30 protein-coding genes are annotated in these 26,371 nt (G+C 73.9%); 12 read left to right on the top strand and 18 right to left on the bottom strand.

What is annotated here, in order from left to right:
* Nucleotides 1-43 precede the first annotated feature (43 nt).
* Nucleotides 44-535: a hypothetical protein gene (locus tag AB0H83_RS17010; RefSeq protein WP_360093939.1), complete on the top strand. Its 492-nt coding sequence runs from the start codon at nucleotides 44-46 to the stop codon at nucleotides 533-535.
* Here the strand turns inward: AB0H83_RS17010 and AB0H83_RS17005 are convergent.
* A complete protein-coding gene (locus tag AB0H83_RS17005; protein ID WP_360093936.1) occupies nucleotides 532-1,422 on the bottom strand; it encodes a LysR family transcriptional regulator in 891 nt (296 codons plus the stop codon). The two genes, AB0H83_RS17010 and AB0H83_RS17005, sit on opposite strands and share 4 nt — an antisense overlap.
* Nucleotides 1,423-1,497: 75 nt before the next feature.
* On the opposite strand from AB0H83_RS17005, the gene AB0H83_RS17000 reads away from it, so the two are divergent.
* Nucleotides 1,498-2,229, top strand: coding sequence for a hypothetical protein (locus tag AB0H83_RS17000; protein WP_360093933.1), 732 nt, complete (start codon nucleotides 1,498-1,500; stop codon nucleotides 2,227-2,229).
* 57 nt (nucleotides 2,230-2,286) lie between these two features.
* Here the strand turns inward: AB0H83_RS17000 and AB0H83_RS16995 are convergent, their stop codons facing one another.
* From AB0H83_RS16995 to AB0H83_RS16955, 9 genes are all read right to left on the bottom strand, one after another.
* Nucleotides 2,287-3,003, bottom strand: coding sequence for an alpha/beta fold hydrolase (locus AB0H83_RS16995; protein WP_360093930.1), 717 nt, complete (start codon nucleotides 3,001-3,003; stop codon nucleotides 2,287-2,289).
* A 150-nt stretch (nucleotides 3,004-3,153) separates the two neighbouring features.
* Entirely contained in the window at nucleotides 3,154-3,783 is a 630-nt protein-coding gene (locus AB0H83_RS16990) for a hypothetical protein (protein ID WP_360093927.1), read from the bottom strand.
* Nucleotides 3,784-3,806: 23 nt separating this feature from the next.
* On the bottom strand, nucleotides 3,807-4,259 hold the full coding sequence (locus AB0H83_RS16985) for a GNAT family N-acetyltransferase (RefSeq protein ID WP_360093924.1): 453 nt from the start codon (nucleotides 4,257-4,259) through the stop codon (nucleotides 3,807-3,809).
* 1 nt (nucleotide 4,260) lies between these two features.
* The gene (locus AB0H83_RS16980; RefSeq protein WP_360093921.1) at nucleotides 4,261-5,376 is read right to left on the bottom strand and encodes an amidase family protein; all 1,116 of its coding nucleotides are present in this window, start codon (nucleotides 5,374-5,376) and stop codon (nucleotides 4,261-4,263) included.
* A gap of 140 nt (nucleotides 5,377-5,516) precedes the next feature.
* Nucleotides 5,517-6,401 (bottom strand): GDSL-type esterase/lipase family protein, encoded by an 885-nt coding sequence (locus AB0H83_RS16975; RefSeq protein WP_360094299.1) that lies wholly within the window; start codon nucleotides 6,399-6,401, stop codon nucleotides 5,517-5,519.
* Nucleotides 6,398-6,919: a hypothetical protein gene (locus AB0H83_RS16970; RefSeq protein WP_360093918.1), complete on the bottom strand. Its 522-nt coding sequence runs from the start codon at nucleotides 6,917-6,919 to the stop codon at nucleotides 6,398-6,400. The genes AB0H83_RS16975 and AB0H83_RS16970 overlap by 4 nt, the downstream gene beginning before the upstream one ends.
* Nucleotides 6,906-7,415, bottom strand: coding sequence for a GNAT family protein (locus AB0H83_RS16965; RefSeq protein WP_360093915.1), 510 nt, complete (start codon nucleotides 7,413-7,415; stop codon nucleotides 6,906-6,908). Before AB0H83_RS16965 ends, AB0H83_RS16970 begins: the two co-directional genes overlap by 14 nt.
* Nucleotides 7,416-7,708: 293 nt before the next feature.
* A complete protein-coding gene (locus AB0H83_RS16960; protein ID WP_360093912.1) occupies nucleotides 7,709-8,716 on the bottom strand; it encodes an LLM class flavin-dependent oxidoreductase in 1,008 nt (335 codons plus the stop codon).
* A 136-nt stretch (nucleotides 8,717-8,852) separates the two neighbouring features.
* Nucleotides 8,853-9,356 carry a hypothetical protein gene (locus tag AB0H83_RS16955; protein ID WP_360093909.1) on the bottom strand — a complete coding sequence of 168 codons (504 nt, stop codon included), beginning with the start codon at nucleotides 9,354-9,356 and terminating at the stop codon, nucleotides 8,853-8,855.
* 14 nt (nucleotides 9,357-9,370) lie between these two features.
* On the opposite strand from AB0H83_RS16955, the gene AB0H83_RS16950 reads away from it, so the two are divergent.
* Complete coding sequence (locus AB0H83_RS16950) at nucleotides 9,371-10,135, top strand: VWA domain-containing protein (protein WP_360093906.1); 765 nt, start codon at nucleotides 9,371-9,373, stop codon at nucleotides 10,133-10,135.
* 138 nt (nucleotides 10,136-10,273) lie between these two features.
* On the opposite strand, the gene AB0H83_RS16945 is transcribed toward AB0H83_RS16950, so the two are convergent.
* From AB0H83_RS16945 to AB0H83_RS16935, 3 genes are all read right to left on the bottom strand, one after another.
* Nucleotides 10,274-10,789 carry a gluconokinase gene (locus tag AB0H83_RS16945; protein WP_360093903.1) on the bottom strand — a complete coding sequence of 172 codons (516 nt, stop codon included), beginning with the start codon at nucleotides 10,787-10,789 and terminating at the stop codon, nucleotides 10,274-10,276.
* Nucleotides 10,790-10,952: 163 nt separating this feature from the next.
* Nucleotides 10,953-11,705: an SDR family NAD(P)-dependent oxidoreductase gene (locus AB0H83_RS16940; RefSeq protein ID WP_360093900.1), complete on the bottom strand. Its 753-nt coding sequence runs from the start codon at nucleotides 11,703-11,705 to the stop codon at nucleotides 10,953-10,955.
* Nucleotides 11,706-11,761: 56 nt separating this feature from the next.
* Nucleotides 11,762-12,130 (bottom strand): hypothetical protein, encoded by a 369-nt coding sequence (locus AB0H83_RS16935; RefSeq protein WP_360093897.1) that lies wholly within the window; start codon nucleotides 12,128-12,130, stop codon nucleotides 11,762-11,764.
* Between the two features lie 113 nt (nucleotides 12,131-12,243).
* Between AB0H83_RS16935 and AB0H83_RS16930 the strand changes: the two genes are divergently transcribed.
* Nucleotides 12,244-13,242: a GNAT family N-acetyltransferase gene (locus AB0H83_RS16930; protein WP_360093894.1), complete on the top strand. Its 999-nt coding sequence runs from the start codon at nucleotides 12,244-12,246 to the stop codon at nucleotides 13,240-13,242.
* 41 nt (nucleotides 13,243-13,283) lie between these two features.
* Here AB0H83_RS16930 and AB0H83_RS16925 read toward each other — a convergent pair whose 3' ends face one another.
* Nucleotides 13,284-14,993: a hypothetical protein gene (locus AB0H83_RS16925; protein ID WP_360093891.1), complete on the bottom strand. Its 1,710-nt coding sequence runs from the start codon at nucleotides 14,991-14,993 to the stop codon at nucleotides 13,284-13,286.
* Nucleotides 14,994-15,046: 53 nt separating this feature from the next.
* A complete protein-coding gene (locus AB0H83_RS16920; protein WP_360093888.1) occupies nucleotides 15,047-15,379 on the bottom strand; it encodes a DUF952 domain-containing protein in 333 nt (110 codons plus the stop codon).
* 96 nt (nucleotides 15,380-15,475) lie between these two features.
* Here AB0H83_RS16920 and AB0H83_RS16915 point away from each other — a divergent pair, with 96 nt between their 5' ends.
* A complete protein-coding gene (locus AB0H83_RS16915) occupies nucleotides 15,476-15,805 on the top strand; it encodes a hypothetical protein (protein ID WP_360093885.1) in 330 nt (109 codons plus the stop codon).
* Here AB0H83_RS16915 and AB0H83_RS16910 read toward each other — a convergent pair.
* Nucleotides 15,792-17,555: a thiamine pyrophosphate-dependent enzyme gene (locus AB0H83_RS16910; RefSeq protein WP_360093882.1), complete on the bottom strand. Its 1,764-nt coding sequence runs from the start codon at nucleotides 17,553-17,555 to the stop codon at nucleotides 15,792-15,794. The genes AB0H83_RS16915 and AB0H83_RS16910 overlap by 14 nt on opposite strands.
* A 154-nt stretch (nucleotides 17,556-17,709) precedes the next feature.
* Nucleotides 17,710-18,810, bottom strand: coding sequence for an FKBP-type peptidyl-prolyl cis-trans isomerase (locus AB0H83_RS16905; RefSeq protein ID WP_360093879.1), 1,101 nt, complete (start codon nucleotides 18,808-18,810; stop codon nucleotides 17,710-17,712).
* A 125-nt stretch (nucleotides 18,811-18,935) separates the two neighbouring features.
* On the opposite strand from AB0H83_RS16905, the gene aceB reads away from it, so the two are divergent.
* The 5 genes from aceB to AB0H83_RS16880 all read left to right on the top strand — a co-directional run bounded on the left by aceB (nucleotide 18,936) and on the right by AB0H83_RS16880 (nucleotide 24,688).
* A complete protein-coding gene (gene aceB, locus AB0H83_RS16900; RefSeq protein WP_360093876.1) occupies nucleotides 18,936-20,492 on the top strand; it encodes a malate synthase A in 1,557 nt (518 codons plus the stop codon).
* A gap of 75 nt (nucleotides 20,493-20,567) precedes the next feature.
* On the top strand, nucleotides 20,568-22,025 hold the full coding sequence (locus AB0H83_RS16895) for an FAD-linked oxidase C-terminal domain-containing protein (RefSeq protein ID WP_360093873.1): 1,458 nt from the start codon (nucleotides 20,568-20,570) through the stop codon (nucleotides 22,023-22,025).
* A 3-nt stretch (nucleotides 22,026-22,028) separates the two neighbouring features.
* Nucleotides 22,029-23,204: an FAD-binding oxidoreductase gene (locus tag AB0H83_RS16890; RefSeq protein ID WP_360093870.1), complete on the top strand. Its 1,176-nt coding sequence runs from the start codon at nucleotides 22,029-22,031 to the stop codon at nucleotides 23,202-23,204.
* On the top strand, nucleotides 23,204-24,469 hold the full coding sequence (locus AB0H83_RS16885) for a heterodisulfide reductase-related iron-sulfur binding cluster (RefSeq protein ID WP_360093867.1): 1,266 nt from the start codon (nucleotides 23,204-23,206) through the stop codon (nucleotides 24,467-24,469). The genes AB0H83_RS16890 and AB0H83_RS16885 overlap by 1 nt, the downstream gene beginning before the upstream one ends.
* 45 nt (nucleotides 24,470-24,514) lie before the next feature.
* On the top strand, nucleotides 24,515-24,688 hold the full coding sequence (locus tag AB0H83_RS16880) for a hypothetical protein (RefSeq protein WP_360093864.1): 174 nt from the start codon (nucleotides 24,515-24,517) through the stop codon (nucleotides 24,686-24,688).
* A gap of 78 nt (nucleotides 24,689-24,766) precedes the next feature.
* On the opposite strand, the gene AB0H83_RS16875 is transcribed toward AB0H83_RS16880, so the two are convergent.
* Nucleotides 24,767-25,390: a hypothetical protein gene (locus tag AB0H83_RS16875; RefSeq protein ID WP_360093861.1), complete on the bottom strand. Its 624-nt coding sequence runs from the start codon at nucleotides 25,388-25,390 to the stop codon at nucleotides 24,767-24,769.
* A 90-nt stretch (nucleotides 25,391-25,480) separates the two neighbouring features.
* Between AB0H83_RS16875 and AB0H83_RS16870 the strand changes: the two genes are divergently transcribed.
* Nucleotides 25,481-25,660 (top strand): hypothetical protein, encoded by a 180-nt coding sequence (locus AB0H83_RS16870; RefSeq protein ID WP_360093858.1) that lies wholly within the window; start codon nucleotides 25,481-25,483, stop codon nucleotides 25,658-25,660.
* A gap of 29 nt (nucleotides 25,661-25,689) precedes the next feature.
* On the top strand, nucleotides 25,690-26,334 hold the full coding sequence (locus AB0H83_RS16865) for a GntR family transcriptional regulator (protein ID WP_360093855.1): 645 nt from the start codon (nucleotides 25,690-25,692) through the stop codon (nucleotides 26,332-26,334).
* Nucleotides 26,335-26,371: the final 37 nt, after the last annotated feature.

Genomic DNA, 26,371 nt, shown 5'->3' with positions numbered 1-26,371 from the left:
AGGTTAACCATCCCTTAGCGATCGGCGGTGGATAGTGGTCCCCATGGCGACGACGGTGGTGCGGCGGTGGGTCCTCGCGGGCGGCGCGTGGCTGCTGACCGTCGCGGCGGCCACGGCCGTGGCGACGGGGGCGGTCGGGTCGATGCGGAAGGGCATGTTCGGCACGTCGGACACGCCGTACAGCGAGGCCGAGGTCGCCGCGCTGCTGGCCGAATCCTCGGCGGGGCCTACGACAGGGTCCTCGGCGGGGTCGCCGTCAGCGCAGCCGGCTTCCACGGCACCGTCGCCGGGTCCGAGCGGGGTCGTACGGGCGCTGACGACCTCGGGCGGGACCATCGTGGCGGTCTGCGAGGCGGGGCTGGTGACGCTGCGGTCGTGGACGCCGGCCTCGGGGTTCGAGGCCGAACGGGTGCAGCGGGGCCCGGCGGCGGTGGCGGCGCTGCGGTTCAAGGCCCGCAGCGGCGGCGGCGACGTGCGTGCGCAGGTCACCTGCGCCGGCGCGGAGCCCCGGCTGGCGGTCGGCGACGACGACTAGGTTCGCGGGGTCTGGGCGGTCTGCAGGGCGACGGCGAGGGCGCGGGCCGGTGGGGTGAGGGCGCCGTGCACGAGCTCCACCCTGTGGACGAGCCGGGGTTGCGTGACCGGGACGCCGACGACGCCGGGGTACGTCACCGGGCCGGGCAGCAGCGCCAGCCCGGCACCCGCCGCGACCAGCGCGAGCAGCCCGCCGGTGTCGGTGCCCGGGTAACGGAGCCCGTCGCGGAACCCGCCGCTGTGCGCGAGGGCCCGCAGCTGCGGCAGCGGCGTGGCGACGTCCGGGGCGTCGATCCAGGTCGCGTCGGCCAGGTCGGCCAGGCGCAGTGCGCGGCGGCCGGCGAGCGGGTGGCCGGCCGGGAAGGCGGCGACGGCGGTGGACTGTGCCAGTACCGACGCCGACAGCTGCCCTGCGTCGGGCAGCGGCAGCGGGTCGCTGGGCGCGGTCACCCCGTCGACGAGCCCGACGTCGAGCGTACCCGTGGCCACGCCGGCGGCCACCGCGTCGCGGCCGGCCACCAGCAGCGTGCACCGCACCCGGGGCATCGCCCGCTGGACGGGGACGAGCACCTCGGCGGCCCTGGCGGCACCGGCGAACGGGGTCACCCCGAGCACGACCGTCGCGGCGGGCTGCCCCGACAGGCGGGCCACGTCGGCGCGGGCGGCGCTCAGCCGCAGCAGGATCGGGCCGGCGTGCTCCAGCAGCCGCGCACCCGCGTCGGTCGGCCCGACCGGCCGGCGGCGCAGCAGCGTGGTGCCCAGGTCGGACTCCAGCGCGGCGATCTGCTGCGACACGGCCGACTGCGTATAGCCCAGCTCCTGCGCCGCGGCGGAGAACGACCCGGCGGTGGCGACCGCGACGAACGTGCGGAGCAGGTGCGGGTCCACGACATCAGTATTGCTTATCCTGGTACGCGAATGTGTCGTTGGACTGATGCCCGCCGCGGCGGCAGAGTCCTGGGTATGACAGCCACCCGCACGGCCCGCATCGCCCTGGTCGGCGACCGTTCTCCGCACGTACGCTCCCACACCCGGATCCCCGGGCTGCTCGAGGTGCTCCGCGACCGGCACGGCATCGGCGCCGACGCGTACTGGGTGCCGACGCCCGACGCCACGGCGACCGACCTCGCCGGGTTCGACGGGATCTGGCTGCTGCCGGGCAGCCCGTACCAGAGCGAGGAGGGCGCGCTGCACGCCGTGCGGGTCGCCCGCGAGCACGGGATCGCGTTCCTCGGCACGTGCGGCGGCTTCCAGCACCTGCTGCTGGAGTTCGCCCGCTCCGTCTGCGGCCTCGCCGACGCCAGCCACGGCGAGTCAGACCCCGACGCCGACCGGCAGCTCATCGTCCCGCTCGCCTGCTCCCTCGTCGGCCACGAGGGCGCGGTCAACCTGAGCCCCGGATCGCTCGCCGAGCGGGTGTTCGGCGTCGAACGATCGCTGGAGCGGTACCACTGTGCGTACGGGCTGGACCACGGCTACCTGCCGGAACTGACCCGGCACGGGCTGCGGTTCACCGGCTTCGACGACGACGGCGAGGTGCGGGTCGCCGAACTGGACGGGCACCCGTTCCTGATGGGCACGCTGTTCCAGCCTGAGCTGGCGGGTGACGGGCGCCGCTGCCACGTGGTGATCAGGGCGTTCGCCGAGGCCGCGGTGACGCTCGCCGGGCACCGGACCGGCGCTGCGGCACGGTAGCCCGGGCCGGCGCCGGCACTACAGCAGTTCGGCGGCGGGCACGGGCAGGAGGGCGTCTCAGCGCACGGCGGCGAGCAGGGGCAAGAGGGCGGCGGGGTCCTCGACGTGGGCGTTGTGGCCGAGGCCGGGCAGGTCGACGGGGTCCGGGACCAGGGCCGCGAGCTGCTCCCGGCGCACCATCGGGTCGTGCTCGCCGCGGGCCAGGACGACCGGGACCGGGGCGGCGGCGAGGAGGGTGGCGACGGCCGGGTCGCCGACCGCGAACGTCCTCGGGTCGTGGGTGCTCCGCCAGCCGTCGCCGTCGCGGGTCACCGCCGCGTCGGGGGTGTCGTCCCTGAGGCCGGCCAGGCCGGCGACGCGTTGGAAGCGGGCTGCGGCGTCCGCGCGGGTCGGGTGGACGATCGGCGGCTTGCCGGCGACGGCGGCGGCGCGGTCGAGCTCCTCGGGGGTCCAGGCGACCTTGATGCCGAGGCCGATGACGGCGCGCACTCCGGGGACGGAGGCGAGGTGCAGGCCGATCACGCCGCCGAAGGAGTGGCCGAGGACCACGGTGCCGTGCGGGTCGACCAGGTCGGCGACGGCGGCGGCCACCGTGGCGAACGTGTAGCCGTCGAGCCAGGCCGACCCGCCGTGGCCCGGCAGGTCGGGGGCCACCCATGCGCCGTCGAGGAGCGGGGTCAGGTCGTCCCACACGTCGGCGGTGGCGCCGAGGCCGTGCAGCAGGAGCACGGCCGGCGTGCCGGAGCCGCCGCGGAGCACTCGAAGATCGGTCACCCCGACAGCATCCCTCAACCGGCCGCCGTCGTGCGTCATCCGGCACCCCGCGCGCCACGGAGCGCGGGTGCCGCGTGGGGTGCGGGTCAGGGTGGAGACCCGGCAGGCCGTGCCCCCGCCCCGACGCGACGCAGGACGCAGCGGCGGTCGTCAGCCGGCGTACGCCAGCAGGCGCGGGCCCGCAACGCCCGGCCAGGTGGCGGTGAGGTTCGGCGCGTCGCCGGCCGTCGCGTCCTGCGTGAGGACCCTGAGCACGGTCAGGTTCAGCGAGTCGGTGGCGATGAGCGTCGGGTCGGTGCTCGTCACTCGGACGACGGTGGTGACGGCGGGGACCGACGCGCCGGGGTGGCCGCTGCCGGTGGCGTGCAGGTCGTTGGGGCGAGCCTGCCGGACGCCGTCGACCTCGAACTCCTCGGCGGCCTCGCTGCCGCCGGTGAGGATGGTGGCGGCCAGGGTGGCGGCGTAGACGGGGTCGCCGGCGGCGTCGTACACCCAGCGCTTGCCGAGGACCGAGTGCTCGGTGGTGCCGACCAGCCAGTGCTCGGCGCCGTCGAGGGGGGCGGCCCGGTAGGTGAGCGGGACCTGCAGCACGGGGCCGTCGCCGGCCTGGACGAGCAGCGTCTCGACGCCGACCTCGCCGGCGGGGTCGTCGAAGCGGAACGCGCCGACCTTCGTCACGTCAGGGGTGGCGGGCCCGGTGTACCAGGGCTGGGTGGGCAGCCACGCGTTGAGCAGTTCGAGTTTGGTGGGCGTCAGATCCGCCTTGTGCAACAGCGCCATGATCGCATCGTAGTGAAGGCGCTTCAGTCGCGGACGAAGTGGACCTCCTCGATGCCGTCGCCGGCGGTGACGGGTGGTCCGGCGAGGTGGAAGCCGCACTTGTGCAGAACCCGGATCGAGCCGGTGTTGGCGGTGGCGACGTACGCGTGGACCGGGCCGGCGGGCAGCAGGTCGAGGAACTGCCGGAGGGCGGCGGTGGCGACGCCGCGGCCCCAGTGGTCGCGGCCGATCCAGTACCCGACGAGGCGCTCCCCCGCCTGGTCCCAGCTGACCATGTTGCCGGCCACCGCGTCGCCGGCCACGACGGTGCGCATGATGTTGGACGGGTCGGCCCGCACCCGCGTCCAGTGGGCCAGGAACGCCTCGCGCTCCCGCGGGGCCACCGCCGCCATCCGGGCCGCCACCGGGTCCTGCTGATCGGCGAAGAACACCTCGATGTCGTCGTCAACGACCTCGCGGAGCGAAACGCCCGCCATGTCAGCCCTCCGGCCGCGACGCGAGCGCGAGCAGACCGTGGTCGTGCCCCGGTGGTGCGATCACGGCGATCCCCGCCGGCGGGTCCGTCCCCGCCGGCACGGCGATGCTGGGCAGCCCGTACGCGCTGGCCGGCACCGCGCACCGCAGCGTCTGGCGGCGCCACGCGTCGCGGCCCGCCTGGGACAGGTCGCGCGGGTGGCCGGGGCCGCCGGCCGGCAGGACCAGCCACGCGTCGCGGTCGGCGAGCAGGTCCAGCAGCTCGGCCCGCTGCCGGGCCAGGTACGCCCGGGCGGCGGCCTCCTCGCCGGCGGTGACGCCCGCGCCGAAGCGGAAGCGGTCCTCGACGTCGACGGCGAGGGTACGCGGGTGCGCGGTGATCCAGGCACCGTGCGCCCGCCACGCCTCGGCCGCCTGCACCTGCCGGAACGCCAGCAGCAGCGGGTCGGGATCGTCCCAGGTGGACAGTGTGACCCGGGAGACGGGCAGGCCGAAGCCGTCGCAGGGTGGCGCGCCGTCGACGGTGAGCAGTCGCGACGGCAGGTTGGCCGGACCGCCGGGCAGCAGGACCGAGCCGACGAGGGCCAGGGTCGCGGCGCCGGCGGTGATCCAGCCGACGGTGTCGAACGACGGCGCCAGTGGCAGCACCCCCTCGGTGGGCACGGCACCGTGGGTGGGGCGCAGACCGTACAGGCCGCAGCAGGAGGCGGGGACGCGGATCGAGCCGCCCGTGTCGGTGCCGAGGCCGATGTCGGCGTGGCCGGTCGCGACCGCGGAGGCCGGGCCGCTGGAGGAGCCGCCGGTGACGAGGTGCGGCGCGGCCGGGTTGGGCGGGGTCCCGTAGTGGGCGTTCGTGCCCGAGAGGGAGTAGGCCAGCTCGTCGGTGTGCACGATGCCCTGCACGACGGCGCCCGCGGCGCGCAGCCGGGCGACGGCGGGGGCGTCGGCCGCGGCGGGCAGGGCGGAGGCGAGCCAGGCCGGGTTGCCGCCGCCGACGGCGAAGCCGGTGACCTCGAAGAGGTCCTTGACCGCGACCCGCAGGCCGTCGAGCGGGCCGTGCCCGGTGGCCGGGGCGAGCGGCATCCCCTTCACCCGCCACACCGAAGGATCGGCGGTCATGCCGGCAGTGGCGTCACGGACATCACTGGATCACCCACCTCAACGGCCCGGCCACCGCCACACTGCGGCGGACCCGTGCAGAGCCTAACGCCCGGACGGCCCGGCCACTGCCCACCGCCGCAGCCCAGGGCCGCGGGGTGTCACCAGTCCGGGGGGCCGAGCCACGTCGCCTTCGCCAGGGCGTTCTGCCCCGCGGCATTCGGGTGGAAGAAGTCCTGCGCCACCACCATGTCGAGGCTGAACGCGACCCGGTGCGCCGCGCCGCCGTCGTCCTTGCAGCGCGGCCCGTACGCCTTGCACGCCGCGGCGAGCTGGGTGTTGTAGGCGTCGATGCGCTCGCGGAACGCCCGGCGCCGGGCCACGTCGGTGGGGGCGGTGGAGGTCGGGGCGGCCAGCAGCGCCTGGCAGATCCCGAAGGACCAGGCCTTCACCGCGACGTCCCGGGTGTGCCCGATCTCCCACAGGCGGTGGATGTCGGGCACGCTGGCCACGAGGATGCGCGCCTGCGGCAGGCCCTGCTTCAGCACGGCGAGCGCCTCGTCGACCTGGCGGCGGAACGTGTCAGGCGCGGTCATGTCGGCGATGCCGGGCCGGCAGGCGTCGTTGGCGCCGACGAGGATCGTGACGTAGCCGGCCTTCGCGGTGACCGCGGCGCGGGCCTGCCCGGCGAGGGCGTCGGCGCGGGCGCTGCCCTGCGCGGCGTTGCGGGCGTGGTCCTTCAGGCCCGGGTTGGCCTTCAGCAGCCGCCGGTAGTGGCTGTCGACGCGGGTGCCGTCGCCGGTGGACCAGGAGTTGCGCGGACACGGCGCCGGCGCCAGGCACGACGCGAACGCCGTGGTGAGCGAGTCGCCGAGGGCCGCCATGGAGGTGAGCCCGCCACCGCCGCCGCCGGGCTCGCCGGTCGGGGCCGGGACCGCGGTGCCGCCCTCACACGCGAGGGCGAGGACGGCGAGCCCGGCGAGCACGACGACCCACCAGCGCTCCCGCCGCGCCCGCACCCGCTGTGCCCACGTAGTGACGATCAGCACATCGTAGCGTGCAGCCGCTTCAGCAGCGACATCTCGAGCTCCTCCGGCAGCTGGAAGAACCCGTGCTCGGTGAGCAGGCGGTGGTGCTCGTTCGGCCGGTACGACATCGGCACCAGCACGCCGTCGCGCACCTCGACGCTGCCGATGACGTCGTGCTCGGGCACGTCGCCGGCCGGGTCGGGGGTGCGGGCGTCCAGCACGTCGACCCAGCCGTGCCCGCCGACCTCCTCGGCCTGCTCGCGCAGGCCGTGCACGACGAAGATGTCGTCGGCGATCACCTCGTGCAGGAAGCGCACGAAGGCCGGGTTCTCCTCGAAGTGGTCGGGCTGCAGCGCGCCCGGGCCGTCGACGCCGACCGCGAGGAGCCCGACGACCGCCTCCGGCGACAGCCCGTGCTCGGCGACGTCCTGCGGCTCGAGCGGCGACACCAGGTGCCGCAGCCGCTCGCCGAGGTACACCTCGTACACGAACAGCTCCCGGCGGGAAGGGCCCCCGGTGCCGTCAGCGGTCCCCACGGAGCTTCCCGTAGACCAGCACGTCGCGCCACGCGCCGTCGCGGAACTCCGCGGAGCGCAGGATGCCCTCGCTGAGGAACCCGACCTTCTCCAGGGCCTTCTGCTCGGGGATGTTCTCCGGCTGGGTCCGGGCCTCGATCCGCGGGGCTGCGCTGTTGGCGAACAGGTAGTCGCACAGCAGCGTCTGCGCCCGCCAGCCGACGCCGCGGCCGCGCCACTCCGGCAGCAGGATGATGCCGATGCTCCAGTACCGCGACCAGCCGGTCCCGCTCGCCTCCCAGCTCACGAACCCGGCGGCGGTCTCGTCGGCCTCCACCATGAGCCGGCCGTCGTGCTCGCCGAGGAAGCCGTCCTCGGCGAACCGCCGGGCCGGGCCGGTCGGCTCCCGGTATCCGGTCCAGGCCGGGCCGGCCAGCCCGGGCTCCGTCACGAACCGGCGGAACATCCCCAGATCGGTCTCCACCACCGGTCGCAGCCGCACCCAGGTCTTGTTCAACTCGCCTCACCTCGCTCAGCCGGCCACCTGCGCGCGCCACGCAAGATCGTCCGTCATCCTCGCCGATGATCGGGGCCACCGCCATCCGACCAACCGTCGGGAAAGGCCGACCGACGGTAGATCGGCCACGCTACCGCCTGCGGCCATGCCCGTCGATGCCTTCGCCCACCCGTTCGTCGTGGCCGTCTCGCGCGCGCGGGTGTACCCGGTTGATCGAAGTCGTGTCGTGGCCGTCCGGATGGCCGGGACGGGACTTGGATCATCACGGCGGTCCGGCCGGCGGGACGCAGTCCTTAGCGGGTCAGGTGCCCGGCGACGTGCTCGCGGATCAGCTCGAACGAGCGGGCGCGGGCGTCGATGTCGTACACCATGCAGGTCAGCATGAACTCGTCGGCCTGGGTGCGCTCCAGCAGCTCGGTCAGCTGGCCGCGGACCGTCGCCGGGGAGCCGAGGGCCTGGCCGTCGCGCCGTTCGCGGATGAACTCGCGCTCCCGCTCGCTGTACGGGTACGCCGCGGCCTCCTCCGGCGTCGCCATGGCCTCGGGGCGGCCGGAACGCAGCCGCAGGAACGACAGCTGGCTCGGCCCGGCGAGGAACTCGGCCTCCTCGTCGGTCGGCGCGCAGACCGCGTTGACGGCGACCATCGCGTACGGGGCGTCGAGCCACTGCGACGGCCGGAAGCTGTCGCGGTAGAGCTTCAACGCCGGCAGCGTGTTGACGCTGGAGAAGTGGTGCGCGAAGGCGAACGGCAGGCCGAGCAGGCCGGCGAGCTGCGCGCTGAAGCCGCTCGAGCCGAGCAGCCACACGTCGGGCTTGTCGCCGCGGCCCGGCGAGGCGAGGATGCGCTGCGCCGCGTCGTCGCCGGTGAAGTAGGCGATGAGGTCCTGCAGCTCCTCCGGGAAGTGCTCGGCCGACAGGCCCTCCATGGTGCGGCGCAGCGCGAGCGCCGTGTACTGGTCGGTGCCGGGCGCCCGGCCGATGCCGAGGTCGATGCGGCCCGGGTGCAGCGCCTCGAGGGTGCCGAACTGCTCGGCGACGACCAGCGGCGCGTGGTTGGGCAGCATGACCCCGCCGGAGCCGACCCGGATCGTGGACGTCGCGGCGGCCAGGTGCGCCAGCAGGACCGCGGGTGAGGAACTCGCGATGGCGGGCATGTTGTGGTGCTCGGCGACCCAGAATCTGCGGTATCCGAGTGCCTCGACGCGTCTGGCCAGCTCCGTCGTGTTGCGCAGGGCGTCACCGGTGGACGCGTAGGCGGCCCGGGGCGCGACGTCAAGGACGGAAAGCGGAATCTCGGTCACAAACCATGGTCAACAGCGGCGGCCCGCCGGATGTTCCCGCCGGAGGCGCCGGGTGGCGGGCGCCACTCGTACACCTGCCGCCGCAATGAACCGGACGGCCCGCCGCTGGCAGGGACGGGCCGCCCGGTCGCCGGGGTCAGACGCGGCAGGGGTTGCCGGTCGGGTTGGCGGTGCTGCCGTGGATGTCGGCGTGCGCCTCACTGATGACCACGTCGGTCAGCAGGGTGTCCAGGACGACGGCCTGCTGGGTGACGCTGGTCGGGGTGGTCGTGGTCGCGTTCAGCTTGAGCGCGCCGACGACCAGCGGCACGGTGAGCGGCGCGCTGCCGACCGTCACCGAGATGCCGTTGATCTTCAGGTACGAGATGCCCGACGCGCCGGTGAGCACCGGGGCGAGGCCGCCGGGGCCGGTGGCGCAGGTGGCCTTCGCGGTCGCCTGGACGACACCGAGTTCGATCGTCACCGGAGCGATCCCGCCGACGGTGATCTTCACCTGCTCGACCCTGGCGGTGGCGGTGCCGTTGTCACCGGCCGCGGGGGTGGTGTTGAGGTTGTCCGGGGTCAGCGCCGTGGTCGCGTCCAGCGTCTTCGACTCGACCTTGATCGGTGGGCTACGGTCGGGGACGCTGCACCGCTGCAAGAAAGGGCACCAGCATGGCCGGCAAGACCCAGCTGACCGCGGCGCGCGCCGTGCCGCTCGTCAAGGAGCCCTCCGGCGCGCCCGCCATCAACCTCGCCAAGGTCCGCGAGTCGGGCCACGTCGACCTCGCCAAGCGCGCCGACAAGGCGGGCCTGGCGCTCAGCAAGCGCGGCCTCGGCGGCATCCGGGCGCAGGCGATGCTCGTGCTGGACCACTCCGGCTCGATGCGCGCCGACTACAACTCCGGCGCCGTGCAGACCCTCGTCGAGCGCGCCCTCGGCTTCGCGCTGCAGATCGACATCGACGGCACCGTGCCGGTCATCCCCTTCGACACCAAGGTCCTGCCGACCGTCGACGTCACCGTCGACAACTACCAGGGCGTCGTCGACCGCGAGATCAACCGCGGCTGGATGGGCACCACCAACCTCGCCGACGCGCTCGCCGTCGTCCTCGCCGAGGCCGAGCGGACCACCGCGCCGATCTTCTGCATCGTGGTCGCCGACGGCGGCCCCGACTCCAAGCGCGCCACCACCAAGGTCGTGTGCGAGCTGTCGCGGTACCCGGTGTTCCTGAAGCTCCTCGCGATCAGGCCGGTCGAGTACTTCCAGACGCTCGACGACCTCGACGGCACGAAGCGGCTGCTCGACAACGTGGACACCAAGTCCTCCACGGCGGACCTGGACCTGCTGACCTGCACGGACCTGCAGTTCGCCGAGGCGATGGCCGACGAGTGGGACACCTGGGTCGCGGCGGCCACCGCCGCCGGCGTGCTGCACTGACCAGAGCCCCGCGTGGGATCGCCGTGGCCGGGCGGGCCGGGGCGGGGCGGGATGGCTCGGCTCGCTACGAGGGTCCAGGTGACCAGCCAGGTGTCGTGCGTCGTCCAGTCCATGGGGCGGCCTTTCTCTGCGCGGTGCTCAGTGCAGGCGCGACCTCAGCACGATCTCCTCGACGATCTGCTCGGGCGTGGCGTCGATCGATACCTGCGTGACGTGCTCGTCCGGCTGCGGCGGCTCCAGGGCGGCAAACTGGCTGTCGAGCATCTCGACGCGCATGAAGTGGCCGTGGCGGGCCGCGAGCCGGCGCGTGATCAGCTCGCGGGAGCCGTCGAGGAGCACCAGCCGCACCTGCGGGCGGCCTTCGCGCAGCTGGTCGCGGTACACGCGGCGCAGCCCCGAGCACGACACGACGCCGGGCGTGCCGTCGGCGGCCCGCTCGTCGATCCACCGGCCGATGGCGGCGAGCCACGGGGCGCGGTCCTCGTCGGTGAGCGGCTCACCGGCGGCCATCTTCGCCACATTGGCGGCGGGGTGGAAGTCGTCGGCCTCCGCGTAGCGCCAGCCGAGCCGGCCGGCCAGCAGCGCGCCCACGGTGGTCTTGCCCGTGCCGGCAACACCCATAACGACGATCACTGGAGGCGCGGTGTCCGGCATGGCCACACCGTACCCATGAGGCCGGTCCGCTACACACGGCGGTCGCCATGGGCCGGCCAGTGGGGACACGGTGCCATCACCATAAGCCGGCCGGTGGCGGCACGGTGCCATCACCACGGGCCGGCCGGTGACGGCACCGGCCGGCCCGCGCGGAGCCCGTCGCTCAGGACGAGGCCATCGCCACCAGCGGCGGGAAGTGCAGGGCGACGAGCCGTTTCGCCACCGTCTCGGGGTCGGCGATGTCGCCGGTACGGTGCCGCTCCACCAGCCTGGCGTGCCCGGGCAGGCCGGCGCCCCGCTCGCGGAGGGTCCGCTGCATCTGCGTCTCGACGGCGCCGGGGTCGACGATCTCCACCGTGCAGGCGCGGCTCGCCGCCTCGCTGACGCAGCGCATGAACGCCTCCGCGCCCGCCTTCGTCGCGCAGTACGTGGCCCAGCCCGGGTAGCTGCGATGCGCCGCGGAGGAGGCGACGTACACGATCCGCAGCCGGGGGGCCGGGTGGCGGGCGAAAGCGGCCAGGAACACGTTCGTCAGCAGCATCGGCGCGACCAGGTTGATCTGGACCGCGGTGAACACCTCGTCGGGGGCCAGCTCGCCGACCAGGCCGATCGGCTCGACCGTCGCGGCGTTGTGCAGCAGCACCACCTCGTCCTGCGGCCCGGCCCCGCCGGCGAAGGCGGCCAGCTCGGCCTCCGTCGGCAGGCTGACCGCCTCGGCGAGGTCGGTGGGGCGCAGCCGTACCGACGCCGGGTGCCGCGCCGCGAGCGTCTGCTGCTCGGAGGGGAAGCTGCGGGCCAGGCCGAAGACCCTGGCACCGTCGGATTGCAGCGCGTGGAACAGGGCCGCGCCGAGCCCTCGTGAGGCGCCGGTCACGAAGACCGAGCGCATGCGGGAACCGTCCGCGATTGCGGACATGACATCACTCCAACCGTGTCGAGCTGCCCAACAACGACGAGGGGTGGGAGTTCGACCTACGTGCGCCAGACCTGCAGCACGGAACGGAGGGGTGCGTGGTCCGCGGCGCCCTCCGCCGGCGGTTCGGTGCGCGGCGCCTGCGCCACCTGCGCGACGGTGCCGGCGGTGAGCGGCGCGGGTGCGTGGCCCGAGGCGTCCGGGGTCTCCACCTGCTCGCCTTCGGCGTGCAGCACGAGGGGTTGGTGCTGCTCGCCGTCATCGCCGGACCACGAGCCGTGCCCGTGGTGGTCAGGTGAGAGCAGCTGGTGGGCGATCCCCGCACGGGAGGTCGGCGCGCCGATGCTCGCGCCGAAGAGCATCGCCAGGACCAGGGCGAGGACGCCGAGGACCCAGCAGGGCCTGCCCGGCCGCCTGAGTCCGTCCAAGTCCGCCCTCCCCGGTGATGCCCTGCCGCCATCATGGCGCAACGCATCACACCGTGGAGTGTCGCGAATTTGCCAGCATCCGCGGAATTCGATTTTCCGGATAGGGTGCCCGGGTGATTGTGCGAGCCGCCGTCGGGGACGATCTGACCTGGTCGCAAGAATTGCTCACGAATTCGTACGGTGCGGTCCACGTCATCACGGGAGAAAACGGTCGCGACGCGGACCGGCTGCCGGCATTGGTGGCCGAGACCGGCGACGGCGAGCGGGTGGGACTGCTCACCTACGAGATCGCCGCGACCGGCCTGGAAATCGTCACGATCGACGCGGTGCGTCCGCATGCCGGGATCGGCACGGCACTGCTCGACGCGGCCCGGGCGGTCGCGACCGGTGCCGGCTGCACCCGGCTGTGGCTGATCACCACCAACGACAACCTCGACGCGCTGCGCTTCTACCAGCGCCGCGGGCTGCGCATCCGGGCCGTGCACCCGGGCGCCGTGCAGCGGGCCCGGCGGCGCAAGCCGCAGATCCCCGAGATCGGCGGGCACGGCATCCCGCTGCTCGACGAGCTGGAGCTGGAGCTGCCGCTCACCGCCGGCGGCGCGGCCATCCGCCCCGGCGGCCTCGCCGACGTCAAGCCCGTGCTGGGGCTGCTGGACGGCGCGACCCGGTGGCTGGCCGGGCTGGGGCGCACCGGGCAGTGGGGCACCGAGCCGCACTCGACCAACCCGCGCCGGCTCACCGCGATGATGCGGTGGGTCCCGCAGGGCCACCTGCACGTCGCGGAGCTGGACGGCGCCGTGGCCGGGGCGCTGGTGGTCGGCGAGGCGCCGGAGGGCATCCCGGTCGTCTACGAGCCCGAGCTGTACGTGAACCTCCTGGTCACCGACCGGGCGCGGCAGGGGCGCGGGCTGGGCACGCTGCTGCTGGACCACGCCCGGGTGCTCGCCGCGCGGCGCGGGATCGGGCTGCTGCGGGTCGACTGCTACGCGGGCGACGACCGGGCCCTCGTCGGCTGGTACCGCCGGCAGGGCTTCACCCCGACGGAGACCTTCACGGTGCCGCTGCCCACCGGCAGGGACTGGCCGGGGCAGGTCCTCGAGCAGCGGCTGTGATCAGGACGGCGCCCCGGCCGAGACGTTCCGGCCGCGGTGGGTCAGGTGTTTCTGACGTCCCAGAGCCACAGGCCGCCGACCTCGCGGCCCGGGCCGAACAGCGCGTCGAGGGTGCCCCGCTCGGCGGCGGCAGCCGGGCCGGTCGGGGCGAGGATGATCGACGTGCGCCAGTAGGCGAGGTCGAGCCGGGCCCGTTCGCGGTCGGTGTCGGTGACCTGCTGGACCTGCCGGCTGCCGGTGGCGGCGTTGATCAGCAGGTCGGTCGGGCGGGCCGGGGCGCCCACGGCCGCGTGCCGGCCCTTGACGCCGCCGGCCGGGCCGAGGAAATAGCCGTGGGACATGCGCAGGTCGGCGCCGGTGGCGGTGGCCCAGCTCATCGCCGTCCAGTGTTCGAAGGTGGCCAGCGGCACCATCAGTACCGACTCCTGCCCGCGGACGTAGGAGCGCCACTCGCCGGACGTGAGGAACGCCGGCACCGGTGGCCGGTCGAACACCTTGATCGGCACCGGGGCGGCGGGCACCAGCACCGCCGCGGCCAGGCCGACCTTCAGCACCCGGGTGCCCGCCACCGCCGGCAGCCGGTCCAGGCCGATCGCCACCAGCGGCGCGACCGCCCAGGTGGCCGCCTCGCCGAGCCGCGTCGGCAGCAGCGTGTCGAACAGCGGCAGGCCGCGCAGCAGGGCGTACGGGCCGGACACGCCGGTGCCCTCGCCCCGCACAGTCAGCTCGTTGCCCAGCGACAGCACCGCGAACACGGCGCCGGTGACGGCGAGGGAGCGCACGAGCGGCTCGCGCCACCGCCAGGCGGCGACGGCGGCGACCGCGATGACCAGCGGCCAGCCGAAGTGCCCGTGCTGCTCGGCGGAGAACCCGGGCGCCGGCGGGAACTCGCTGAAACGCACCGCGACCGAGTTGCGCGAGAACGACGTCAGCCCCAGCAGGTCGGTGCGGAACGCGGTCATCTGCGGCTCGCCGCCGCGGTAGCCGTTGGTGCCGAAGAACTGCCACCACAGCGGGTACGCCAGCAGCACCGCCGTGACGAGCAGCGTCACCCCGAGCCCGGCCAGGACGCTCGGCAGCCGCACCTCGCGCGGCCGCTGCACCAGCCACAGCACCCCGAACAGCCCGACGGCCAGGGCGGTGATGAACAGCGTCTCCTCGTTGATGAACACCTGCCACACGACCAGCGCCGCAAGGATCAGACCACCGCGGACCGGCGCGTCGCGCAGCTTCACCACCCGCCACACGATGACGGGCACCAGGAACTGGGCCGTGAGGTTGGGGTGGAAGGTGGCGTGGTTGGCCACGCTCGGCGCGAACGCGGCGACCAGGCCGCCGACCCAGGCCGCGACCCGGCTGTCCACCACGTGCCGGGACAGCAGCCAGAACCAGGTGGCCCCGGTGGCGGCGAGGGTCAGCACCACCAGCACGTCGAACGCGATCCCGGGCCCGGCCAGCAGCGTCACCGGCGACATCGGCAGGCCCAGCCCCAGCATGGTGGTGTTCGCCATCCCGTTGACGCCGGTGGGGGCGTTGAGCCGGTCCAGGAAGAACGGGTTCGACCCGTGCCGCACCGACCGCGCCGCCCAGGTCAGGAAGTACTCGGCGAGGATGCGGTCCCCCGGCGTGTACGGCAGCCGCTGCCCCGGATGGGCGAGCAGCCGCCCGCACAGGACGACGGCCCCGGCGAGATACCCGCCCACCGCCACCAGGTCGGCCAACCACCGGTGGCGTGATCGCCCCTCGTCCATCGTCCGACCTTAGGTCCCCGCCCGCGGCGGACCGGCACCGGGGCGCGCCGTCCTCAGGCGGGGATGACCTCGTCGACGGAGGAGGCGCCGGCGATGCGGTGCACGGCCACGACGGCGGCCCGGGGCAGCGGCGCGTACACGTGCGGGAAGGGGCCGCCGTTGGCGGAGGTCTCCCAGCGCAGCCACATGCCCATGATCTGCGCGTCGATGGCGACGACGACGAGGTCGGGCTCGGCGCCGAAGTAGCGCTGCGCGGTGCCGGCCACCTGGGCGCGGGACGAGCAGTGGATGTAGCCGTCGCGCTGGTCCAGCGGCGAGCCGTCGAAACGGCCGTCGGCCTGGAAGCGGGCCCATTCGGACGGCAGCAGGATCTTGTAGATCAGCACCGGCACACAATGCCACGGGTGAGGGGTTCCTTCACCTGTCGCAGGTGAGCCGGGGGGAGCGACGAGTCACCCGTTTGCGATTTAGCGTGCGCGATTATGAGAACTCGGGCATGGGTGTGCGTCGCCGGCGCCGCGATCGCGGTCGGGTCGCTCAGCGCCGCGCAGGCGCGAAGACCGGACCCGCCGATGGTCCGCACGGCGCAGACCACCGGGCAGCAGACCGTCGAGCAGGCACCGGACACCATGGTGTACCTGCTGACCGGCACCGGGCTGGTCGCGATCGGCGGGGTGGTGCTGGTCGGCGGCGTGGCCGGCCTCGGCGGGCTGGACATTCCCGGCGGCATCACGATGGCCGTCGGCCGGACCCGGCTGTGGGCCCAGTCGCGGCGCGCGAAGGGCCGGCACCGCCGCCTCACAGGCGGGTGATGCGGTCCTTCAACAGGGTGGTGGCGATCGCGGCCTTGTGCGGCTGGCCCCGCACGAACGCCTCCGCGAACTTCACCGCCTGCTGGTAGGTGACCTTGGCCGGCATCGGGGGCTCGTCGGCGTCCACGACCACGTCGACGAGCGCCGGCCCGTCGTGGGCCAAGGCCTCGCCGAGGATGTTCTCCAGGGCGAGCGGGTCGGTGACGCGGGCACCGTACCCGCCGCAGCCGCGCGCCCACCCCGCGTAGTCGGGCCGCGGGTCGCCGTAGCGGACGCCGTACTCGGGGAAGCCGTTGACCATCTGCTCCCAGACGATCATGCCGAGGGCGTTGTTGTCGTTGATGACGACCTTGATGGGCAGGCCGTGCCGGGCCGCGGTGTGGAACTCGGCCATGAGCATGCCGAACCCGCCGTCGCCGACGAACGCGATGACCTGCCGCTGCGGGTACTCGTGCTGCAGCGCGATCGCGTACGGCAGGCCGGGCGCCATCGAGGCGAGCGTGCCGGACAGGTAGAACTCGCGCCCGCCGGTCGCCTGCCAGTGCCGGGCCGCCCAGGTGGTGACGGTGCCCGAGTCGCAGGTCAGGATCGCGTCGGGCGCGGCGACCCGGTCCAGCGTGCGGGCCAGGAACTGCGGCGCGATGGGGTCCCGGTCGGCGCGTTCGGTCGCCGCGAGCCGCTCCCGCCAGTCGCGCATCTTCTCCTGGTACCGCTGCAGAAATCGCCGATCGGTGCGCCGCTGGAGCCTGGGCAGCAGCGCCTCCAGGGTGGCTGCGGCGTCGCCGACGAGCGGCACGTCGGTGGGGATGCGGGTGCCGACGCGGGCGGGCTCGACGTCGATCTGCACGACGTGCGCCTGCCCGGGCGCGGGGAGGAACTTCGTGTACGGGAAGTTCGTGCCCACCATCAGCAACGCGTCGCACTCCTGCATCAGGTCCTCGCTGGGCGCGGTGCCCAGCAGCCCGAGCCCGCCGAGCGCGAACGGCGAGTCGTCCGGCACGACCATCTTGCCCATCAGCGACTTCACGATCGGCGCGCCCAGCACGTCGGCGACGAGCTCGACGAGGGCACCGGCGCCGCGCGCGCCGACACCGGCCAGGATCGCCGGCTTCGTGGCGTGGTTGAGCAGGTCCGCGGCGGCCTGCAGGTCGTCGTCGGCGGGCCGCACCGGCGGCGCGACCCACACCGGCGCGGTCGCCGGCTCCCGGACCGGCCCGACCTCGTCGAACGGGTTGTCGCCGGCGGCCGCGACTTGGACGTCGTTCGGCACCGTCAGGTGCGCCACGCCGCGGCGGGCCAGCGCGGTGCGGACCGCGATGTCGACCAGCGACGGCACCTGCGCGGGGTTGGCGACCGTCTCGTTGTACTCGGCGACGTCCTCGAAGAGCCGGTCGAGGTGCACCTCCTGCTGGTACCCGGTGCCGATGACGCTGGACTCCTGCATCCCGGTGATCGCGAGCACCGGCGCGTGGTCGAGCTTCGCGTCGTAGAGCCCGTTGGCGAGGTGGATGCCGCCGGGACCGGACGTGGCCAGGCAGACCCCGAGCCGCCCGGTCGCCTTGGCGTGCGCGACCGCCATGAACGCGGCCGCCTCCTCGTGGTGCACCAGCACGAACTTGACCCGGCCGGCGTTGCGCCGCAGGCCCTCCATGATCCCGTTGACGCCGTCACCGGGCAGGCCGAACACCGTGTCGACGCCCCAGTCGGCCAGCCGGGCGATCAGCGCCTCACCGACAGATGGTTTGCTCATGTGGTGGTGCTTTGCCGGTACGGGCGAAACCAAACGTGGTGCGGCCGGCGGGCGGGATCCGTGAAAGTCTCACCGGCCGCGGCGGCAGGCGGGATGCGCGAAGGCCCCGCCGGAGTGCGGCGGGGCCTTCGGGACGAGTGGTGCAGCGGGTGGGTCAGCCGCCGAAGCCGGCGGGCAGGCCGCTGCTGTCGGCGTCCTTCGCGTCGAGGATGTCGACGATGAAGCGCAGCGTGCCGGCGGGGTACCCCTCGGGGGCGTCGTCGCCGTAGGCCTTGTTGCCGGGGATGTCGAGCTGGACCCGGGTGCCGACCTTCAGGCCGACGAGGCCCTCGTCCCAGCCCTCGATGACCTGGGGCTGCTTGCCGAGCTGCTTCTGCCCGACCGGGATCTCGATGGTCTTCTTGCGCGGCCAGGACGCGTCGAAGACCTTGCCGTCCTTCATGGTGGCGCCGACGTAGTTGACCGAGACGGTCTGGCCGGCTTTGACGGTCTTGCAGTCGCCCTTGATGAGGATCGTCTGCTTGACGGTCTTGACCTCTTCGCTGCTGGCGGTGATCGTCGGCTCGGTGGCGAGGGCCTTGTTCATGCCGCCGAGCAACGGCGGGAACGCGGCCTGGTCGCCGACCGGCTTGCACTTGACGCGGTTCTTCTCGGCCCGGTCGCCGAAGTACCAGACGCCGGCGAACGCGCCGCCGACGACCAGCAAGACGATGATCGTGCCGGCGATCGCCTGGCCCACGCGGCGGCGGCGGGCGGCCTTCGCGGCGGCGATGCGGGCGGCGGCCCGCTTCTCCGCCTTCGTCATCGGAGCCGCCGTCTTCGACTTCGACCTGCCGGCGGCCTTGTCCTTGGCGGACTCGGCCTTCTCCTCCTCGCCGTCCCCGGCGTCCCCGCCGTCCTCGGCGGGCGCGGCGGCATCGGCGTCGCCGTCCTCGGACGAAGCGGCCGGAGCGTCGTCCGCGGCATCGTCCGGCTCGCCGGTCGATGCGCCGGCCGAATCCTCGGCTGAGTCGCCGGCCGAATCCTCGGCTGAGTCGTCGGACGAAGACGCAGTCGCAGGTGCCGACGCAGTCGAAGACCCGGCGGTGGTGTCCTCCGCCGGGGTCCCGACCGCGGCCGCCCCTGCCGGCGTTTTGTCGCTTTCCGCACCCGCGGCCGGCTCCTCGCCGGGTCCGACCTCGGTGTCCGGAGTCGCCTTCGGCGTGGTGGCCTTGGTCGACCTCGCAGTGCGGCGGCTTCTGCCCCGATCGCTCACAGTTGGAAGACTCCCCTGCTGGACGGACCGAATACTGGCGGACCTGAGTTTCGTTCGCCAGAGCTTCCCATATCACACGCGCCGCGACACGCCCCGGGTAGCAGCGCAGCCGATAGGGTCATGACATGGGCACTGTTCAGGGCGTCGAGATTACCGGACCGGTTGACGACCGATTCGCCGAGATCCTCACTGAAGAAGCTCAGAGTTTCCTGGCAGAACTGCACCGGGCCTTCGACGCCCGGCGGCTGGAGCTGCTGCAGGCGCGCAAGGAGCGCGAGGCCGAGCTGGCCGCGGGCGGCACGCTGGGCTTCCTGCCCGAGACGCGGCACATCCGCGAGGGTGACTGGCGGGTGGCCGAGCCGGCGCCGGGCCTCATCGACCGGCGGGTGGAGATCACCGGGCCGACCGACGCGAAGATGACCATCAACGCGCTGAACTCCGGGGCCAAGGTGTGGCTCGCCGATCATGAGGACGCCAACACGCCGCTGTGGGGCAACGTGATCGGCGGGCAGCTCAACCTGCGCGACGCGAATGCCGGCACGCTGTCGTACACCTCCGGCGAGAAACACTACGAGCTGACCTCGGGCGCACGGCCGACCGTCGTGGTGCGACCCCGGGGATGGCACCTGCCGGAGAAGCACATCCTGGTGGACGGGGCGCCGACGTCCGGCTCGCTGACCGACTTCGGGCTGTACTTCTTCCACAACCATCTGGTCACCCGGCCGTACTTCTACCTGCCGAAGATGGAGTCGCACCTGGAGGCGCGGCTGTGGAACGACGTGTTCACGTTCACCGAGGAGCGCTTCGGCCGGCCGGCGGGCACGATCCGGGCGACGGTGCTCATCGAGACGTTCCCGGCCGCGTTCGAGATGGACGAGATCCTCTACGAGCTGCGCGAGCACTCCGCCGGCCTCAACGCCGGGCGGTGGGACTACATGTTCAGCGTCATCAAGAAGTTTCGCACCCGGGGCAAGGACTTCCTGCTGCCGGACCGCAACACGGTGACGATGACGGTGCCGTTCATGCGGGCGTACACCGAGCTGCTGGTGCACACGTGCCACCGGCGGGGCGCGCACGCGATCGGCGGCATGGCGGCGTTCATCCCGAGCCGGCGCGACCCGGAGATCAACCGGGTGGCCCTGGAGAAGGTCACCGCCGACAAGACGCGGGAGGCCGGCGACGGCTTCGACGGCTCGTGGGTCGCCCACCCCGACCTGGTCGCCACCTGCCGGGAGGTGTTCGACGGGGTGCTCGGCGAGCGGCCCAACCAGCTGGAGCGCACCCGCGAGGACGTGTCGGTGTCCGCCGATGACCTGCTCGCCGTCGGTGACACCCCGGGCCGGCAGACGGAGGCGGGCCTGCGCAACGCGGTGAGCGTCGGCGTGCAGTATCTCGACGCCTGGCTCAAGGGCAGCGGCGCCGTCGCGATCAACAACATGATGGAGGACGCGGCGACGGCGGAGATCTCCCGGTCGCAGGTCTGGCAATGGCTGCACAACGGTGTCACGCTGGCCGACACGGGTGCGCTCGTCACGAAGGCGTTGGTCGAGAAGATCGCCGACGAGGAGCTGGCCCTGCTCGGCGGCGACCACAGCGAGGCACGGGCACTGTTCATGGAGGTGGCGGTGGCGGACGAGTTCATCGATTTCCTGACGTTGCCGGCGTACGACCGGATGCCGTGAGCAGCGCTCCGCGCTGCTCGCCATGGGCGCCGCCGCTGGATCAGGGCGGCGCCGGAGCTCAGCGGAGGTGACGCCATGACCATTGACCGGCTGGCGGAGCGGTTGCGAGGGTTCCTGCAGCCCGAGCAGGTGCTCACCGACCGCCAGCAGCTGCGCACGTACGAGTGCGACGGCCTGACCCACTACCGCGTCGTGCCGGCGATCGTGGTGCTGCCGCGCACTGCCCAGGAGTGCGCCGGCACGGTGCGGGCCTGCGTCGACGCCGGGGTGCCCTTCGTGGCGCGCGGCTCCGGCACGGGCCTGTCCGGCGGGGCGCTGCCGCACGCCGACGGCGCGCTCATCGTCACCTCCCAGCTCCGCGCGATCCGCGAGGTCGCCCCGCAGGACGAGCGGGCCGTCGTGGAGCCGGGCGTGATCAACCTGCAGGTGACCCGGGCCGCGTCGCCACACGGGTACTACTACGCGCCGGACCCGTCCAGCCAGCAGATCTGCTCGATCGGCGGCAACGTCGCGGAGAACTCCGGCGGCGCGCACTGCCTGAAGTACGGCTTCACGACCAACCACGTCACCGGCGTCGAGATCGTCACGCCCGACGGCGATCTGGTCCGGCTCGGCGGGCGGACCCCGGACCCACCCGGCTACGACCTGCTCGGCGCGTTCGTCGGCTCGGAGGGGACGCTCGGCATCGCCACGGAGGTGACGGTCCGCCTCGTGCGCCTGCCGGAGACGGTGCGCACGCTGCTCGCCGCGTTCCCCGGCACCGACCAGGCGGGCGCGGCCACCTCGGCGATCATCGCGGCCGGGGTGGTTCCGGCGGCGGTGGAGATGATGGACGCCCTCGCCATCGAGGCCGCGGAGGCGGCGGTGCATTGCGGCTACCCGCAGGGCGCCGGCGCGGTGCTCATCGTGGAGCTCGACGGCCCGCACGCGGAGGTCGAGGCGCAGTTCGCCGCCGTCGAGGGGTTCTGCCGGGAGCACGGCGCGTTCGAGATCCGCATCGCCGCCGACGACGCCGAGCGGGCCCTGTTCTGGAAGGGGCGCAAGTCGGCGTTCGCCGCGGTCGGCCGGATCAGCCCCGACTACATCGTCCAGGACGGCGTCATCCCGCGCACCGCGCTGCCGCAGGTGCTGACCCGCATCGCGGAGCTGGCCGGCGAGCACGGCGTGCGGGTCGCGAACGTGTTCCACGCCGGCGACGGCAACCTGCACCCGCTCGTGCTGTTCGACGAGTCGGTCCCCGGGCAGGCCGAGCGGGCCGAGGCGGTGTCCGGCGCGATCCTCGACCTGTGCGTCGAGCACGGCGGGTCGATCACCGGCGAGCACGGCGTCGGCTTCGACAAGGCCAAGCACCTGCCCACCATGTACAGCGCCGCCGACCTCGACACGATGCAGCTGGTGCGGTGCGCGTTCGACCCGCGCGGGCTGTCGAACCCGGGGAAGGTGTTCCCGACACCCCGCCTGTGCGGCGAGGTCCCGGGCCGGCGCAAGGGCACCCATCCGCTGCATCAGCCAGGCGTCGCGGAGGTCTTCTGAGCCATGACAGCGCAGATCGCGGGGATGCCGGCCGCCGCCGTCGCCACGCCCGCGTCGACCGCGGAGGTCGCCGAGGTGGTCCGCGGTGCGGCCGGCGGGGAGCTGGCCCTCGTCGTGCGCGGCGGCGGCACGCGCCAGGACTGGGCACTGCCGCCGCAGCGGCTCGACCTGATCGTGGAGACGTCGCGCCTGTGCGGGATCGTCGAGCACGCCGCGGGTGATCTTGTCGTCGTCGTCCGCGCCGGCACGCCGCTGTGCCAGGTCCAGGAGGCGCTGCGCCCCGCCGGGCAGCAGCTGGCCCTCGACGAGCCGCTGCCGGGGGCGACCGTCGGGGGGACCGTCGCGGTCAACGCGGCAGGCCCGCGGCGCATGCTCTACGGCACGGTCCGCGACCTGCTCATCGGCGTCACCGTGGTGCGTGCCGACGGGGTCGTGGCCAAGGCCGGCGGCAAGGTCGTGAAGAACGTCGCCGGGTACGACCTGGGCAAGCTCGTCGCCGGCTCGTACGGCACCCTCGGCGTCATCACCGAGTGCGCGTTCCGGCTGCACCCGCTGCCGGCCGCGCGCCGGTTCGTGTCGGTGCGGGTCGACGGGCCCGAGGAGGCGGGGCGTGCGCTGTCCGCGGTCCTCGGCGCGCAGGTCGTGCCCAGCGCCCTGGAGATCGACACCGACCCGCTCACCGTGACCGCGCTCGTCGAGGGGGTCCCGGCCGGGGTCGCGCAGCGGGCCGCCGACCTGGAGAAGCTGCTCGGCGACGGCACCACGTCCGCCGAGACCCCGCCGCCGGGCTGGGGCACGTACCCGTGGCGCCCCGGCGACGTCGGCATCAAGCTCACGTCGGTGCTGTCGCGGGTGCCGTACCTGCTGACCGCCGCCGGGGTGACCGCACAGCTGCACGACGTGGCGCTGCGCCTGCGGGGCTCCGCCGGCACCGGGGTGCTCTACGCGGGGCTGCCCGGCGACACCGACCCGGGCTCCGTCATCGGCGTCGTCAGCGACTTGCGGGCGGCGACCCGGGCCGGCGCCGGGCACTGCGTCGTGCTGACCGCACCGCCGGCGATCCGGTCCCGCGTCGACGTGTGGGGCCACGTCGACGGCCTGGACCTGATGCGCCGGGTGAAGGAGCAGTTCGACCCGCTCGGCATCCTGGCGCCCGGCCGGTTCGTGGGAGGGATCTGATGGAGCCCCACATCGACGCCGGCCTGGTGTCCGACTGCGTCCACTGCGGATTCTGCCTGCCGACGTGCCCGACGTACGTGCTGTGGGGCGAGGAGATGGACTCGCCGCGCGGCCGGATCCAGCTGATGCGCCAGCACCTGGAGGGCGAGCCGCTGACCCCGACGGCGGCCGGGCACTTCGACGCGTGCCTGGGCTGCATGGCGTGCGTGACCGCGTGCCCGTCCGGCGTGCAGTACGGCACGCTCATCGAGCAGACCCGCGTGGTGGTCGAGGAGCGGCACCCCCGGCCGTGGCCGGAGCGGGCGCTGCGGGGCCTGGTGTTCGGGCTGTTCCCGCACCCCCGGCGGCTGGCCGTGCTGAAGGGGCCGCTGCGGCTGTACCAGTGGCTCGGCTCGCCCCTGCGCGACAGGCTGCCCGGCCGCCTGCCGGCCCTGGCCGCCCTCGCCCCGCCGGTGCGCCCGGCGGTGCCGCTGCCGGCGCGGCTGCCGGCGCTGGGGACCCGGCGGGCCGTGGTCGGGATGCTGACCGGCTGCGTGCAGCGGGCGTTCTTCCCCGACGTGAACGCCGCGACCGCCCGGGTCCTGGCCGCGGAGGGCTGCGACGTGGTGATCCCGCCCGGGCAGGGCTGCTGCGGCGCGCTCAGCGTCCACAGTGGACGCCGAGAGGAGGCGGCCCGGTTCGCCCGCGGCATCGTCGACACGTTCGACGCCGCCGGCATCGACGCCCTGGTCGTCAACGCCGCCGGCTGCGGGTCGTCGCTGAAGGAGCTCGGCGACCTGCTCGCCGGCGATCCCGGGTACGCCGGCCGCGCCGCCGCGCTCGCCGCCAAGGTCACCGACTTCGCGGAGCTGCTCGGGCGGCTCGGGCCGGTCGCGCCCCGCCATCCGCTGCCGGTCACCGTGGCCTACCACGACGCGTGCCACCTGGCGCACGCGCAGGGTGTGCGGTCGCAGCCGCGCGAGCTGCTGCGCGGGATCCCGGGGCTGGTGCTGCGGGAGATCGCCGACCCCGAGCTGTGCTGCGGCTCGGCCGGCGTGTGGAACGTGCTCAACCCCGGACCCGCCGCCGAGCTCGGCGCCCGCAAGGCCCGCGACGTGCTGGCCACCGGCGCGCGATGGCTGGTCACCGCGAACCCGGGCTGCCTGATGCAGATCGGCGCCGGGGTACGCGCGGCGGGCGGCTCGATCCGCACCGCGCACACCGCGCAGGTGCTGGACGCCTCGATCCGCGGTGTGCGCCTCAGCGCCGCTCCCGGCGTCGGGTAGGCGACGGGGCCGAGCCCGAAGTCCCGGCCCCGCGTGTGTTCCGGCATGACGACGAACCTGGTGGACTGCCCCGAGTGCGGGCTGCCGGCGACCACCCGCGACGAGGGGCCGGCGTGGAGCACCCGCGGCCCGGTCGAGCACGTCCGCCTGCACTGCGTGCTCGGCCACCGCTTCTTCGGCCCCGCGGACCTGCTGCTGCGCCGGCTCAGGACCGGCTGAACCGGGCGCCGCCCGAGCCGGCCGCCGGGCGGGACGCCTGGACCGCGCGGCTCAGGACCGCCTGAGCGGCGCCGCGGGTCAGCTCGGGCGCAGCGGGCGGCCCTGGCCGTCGACCGGGCGGCCGGTCAGCAGGATGATGCCGTCCACCACGAACCACACCCACAGGCCGAACACGACCAGGAACGGGATCCAGAACAGGAACCCGCACCAGAACGACGTCCAGCCCACGACGACGCTGAGCACGAGCTGCGTGATGCCCAGCGCGGTGTTGCCCGCGTAGAGCCGGCCGATGCCGCCCAGCACCAGGAACAGGCCCGGCAGCAGCTGCAGCAGCCCGGCCGCCAGCTTCGTCTTGTCCGAGTACGGCAGCCCCGTCGCCGGGTCGTAGCCGGCGTTGGCGACGCCGAGCACCGGCACGCCGTACCCGGGCTGCTGGCCGTAGGCGGCCTGCTGCTGGCCGTAGGCCGCCTGCTGCTGGCCGTACGGGTCGTAGCCGCCGGACGTCGGCGCGCCGGAGACCGGCAGCTGGTACGTCGGCGAGTACGGCGGGCTCGACCCGGGCGGCGACGAGGACGGCGGGCCCGACATCGGCTGCTGCCCCGCCGGCAACGCGTACGGGTCGGCGGGCTGCTGCCCGTACGGGCTCTGGCCATACGGATTGGGCTGATATGGGTCCGGCTGACCGTAGGGAGGCTGCGTCATGGGAGCAGGCTACCGTCACCGATCCGTCCGGCAGGCCCCTGTGACCACGCTGACGTTGAGCGATCACCCGCCATGCGCTCGGATGGGCGGATGGACTTCGACGGCCGCAGGCCGCTGCAGAACATCCCCGTCCACATGCTGTGGGTGCGGCAGACGAGCCTCGTCGTGCGTGACCTCGGCACCGACCTGCGCGCCGAGCTCGGCACCTACGACGAGCTCATCGCCACCGATGGGCTGTTCGCCGGGTTGCACCGGCTCCAGAGCGTCTGATCTCGGTGCGGGTCTGCCACACTGGGCGGGTGAAGCCCGGTGCGTCCGACGAGCTGGCCAGCGCGAGCCTGGTCGAGCTGGCCGTGTCACGGCTGAGCCGGGAGATCCTCAGCGGCGCCACCGACCCCGGTGAGCGGCTGGTCGAGGAGCAGCTGACCCGCCGGTTCGGCATCAGCCGCGCCCCGCTGCGCGAGGCCCTGCGGCTGCTCGCACAGCAGGGCCTGGTCGAGCACGTGCCGCGCCGCGGCGTCCGCGTCGCCACCCTGTCCGCCACCGACATCCAGGAGCTCTACGCGGTCCGCGACGTCCTGGAGCGCCACGCCGTCACCGCGACCGCCCCGGACGCCGATCTCGCCGGCGTCGCCACCGCCGTGAAGGCGATGCAGGAGGCCGACGCCCGCGGCGACCAGTTCGACGTGGCGACCGCCCACCGCGAGTTCCACGTCGCGGTGGTCGCCCTCGCCGGCAACCGCCAGCTCACCCAGGTCTACGAGTCGGTCCTGGTGAAGATCCAGCTGTACATGGCGCTCAACCTGCGCCGCGAGGCCGAGGTCGCCCGCCCGCACGACGGCGTCCACCGCCACGAGCGGCTGTTCGAGGCGGTCTCCGCCCGCGACACCGCGGCGGTGCTGGCCGCCCTCGACGACCACGGCGCCCGCTCCTACCTGCCCTGACCGTGCGGCCCGGCGGGGCATGGCCGGCCCCCACCGA

The sequence above is a fragment of the Dactylosporangium sp. NPDC050688 genome, from assembly GCF_040654515.1.
In the GTDB taxonomy this organism is placed as follows: Bacteria; Actinomycetota; Actinomycetes; order Mycobacteriales; family Micromonosporaceae; genus Dactylosporangium.
Note: the sequence above shows the minus strand (reverse complement) of the source record. Positions and strands in the feature narration are given on the sequence as shown.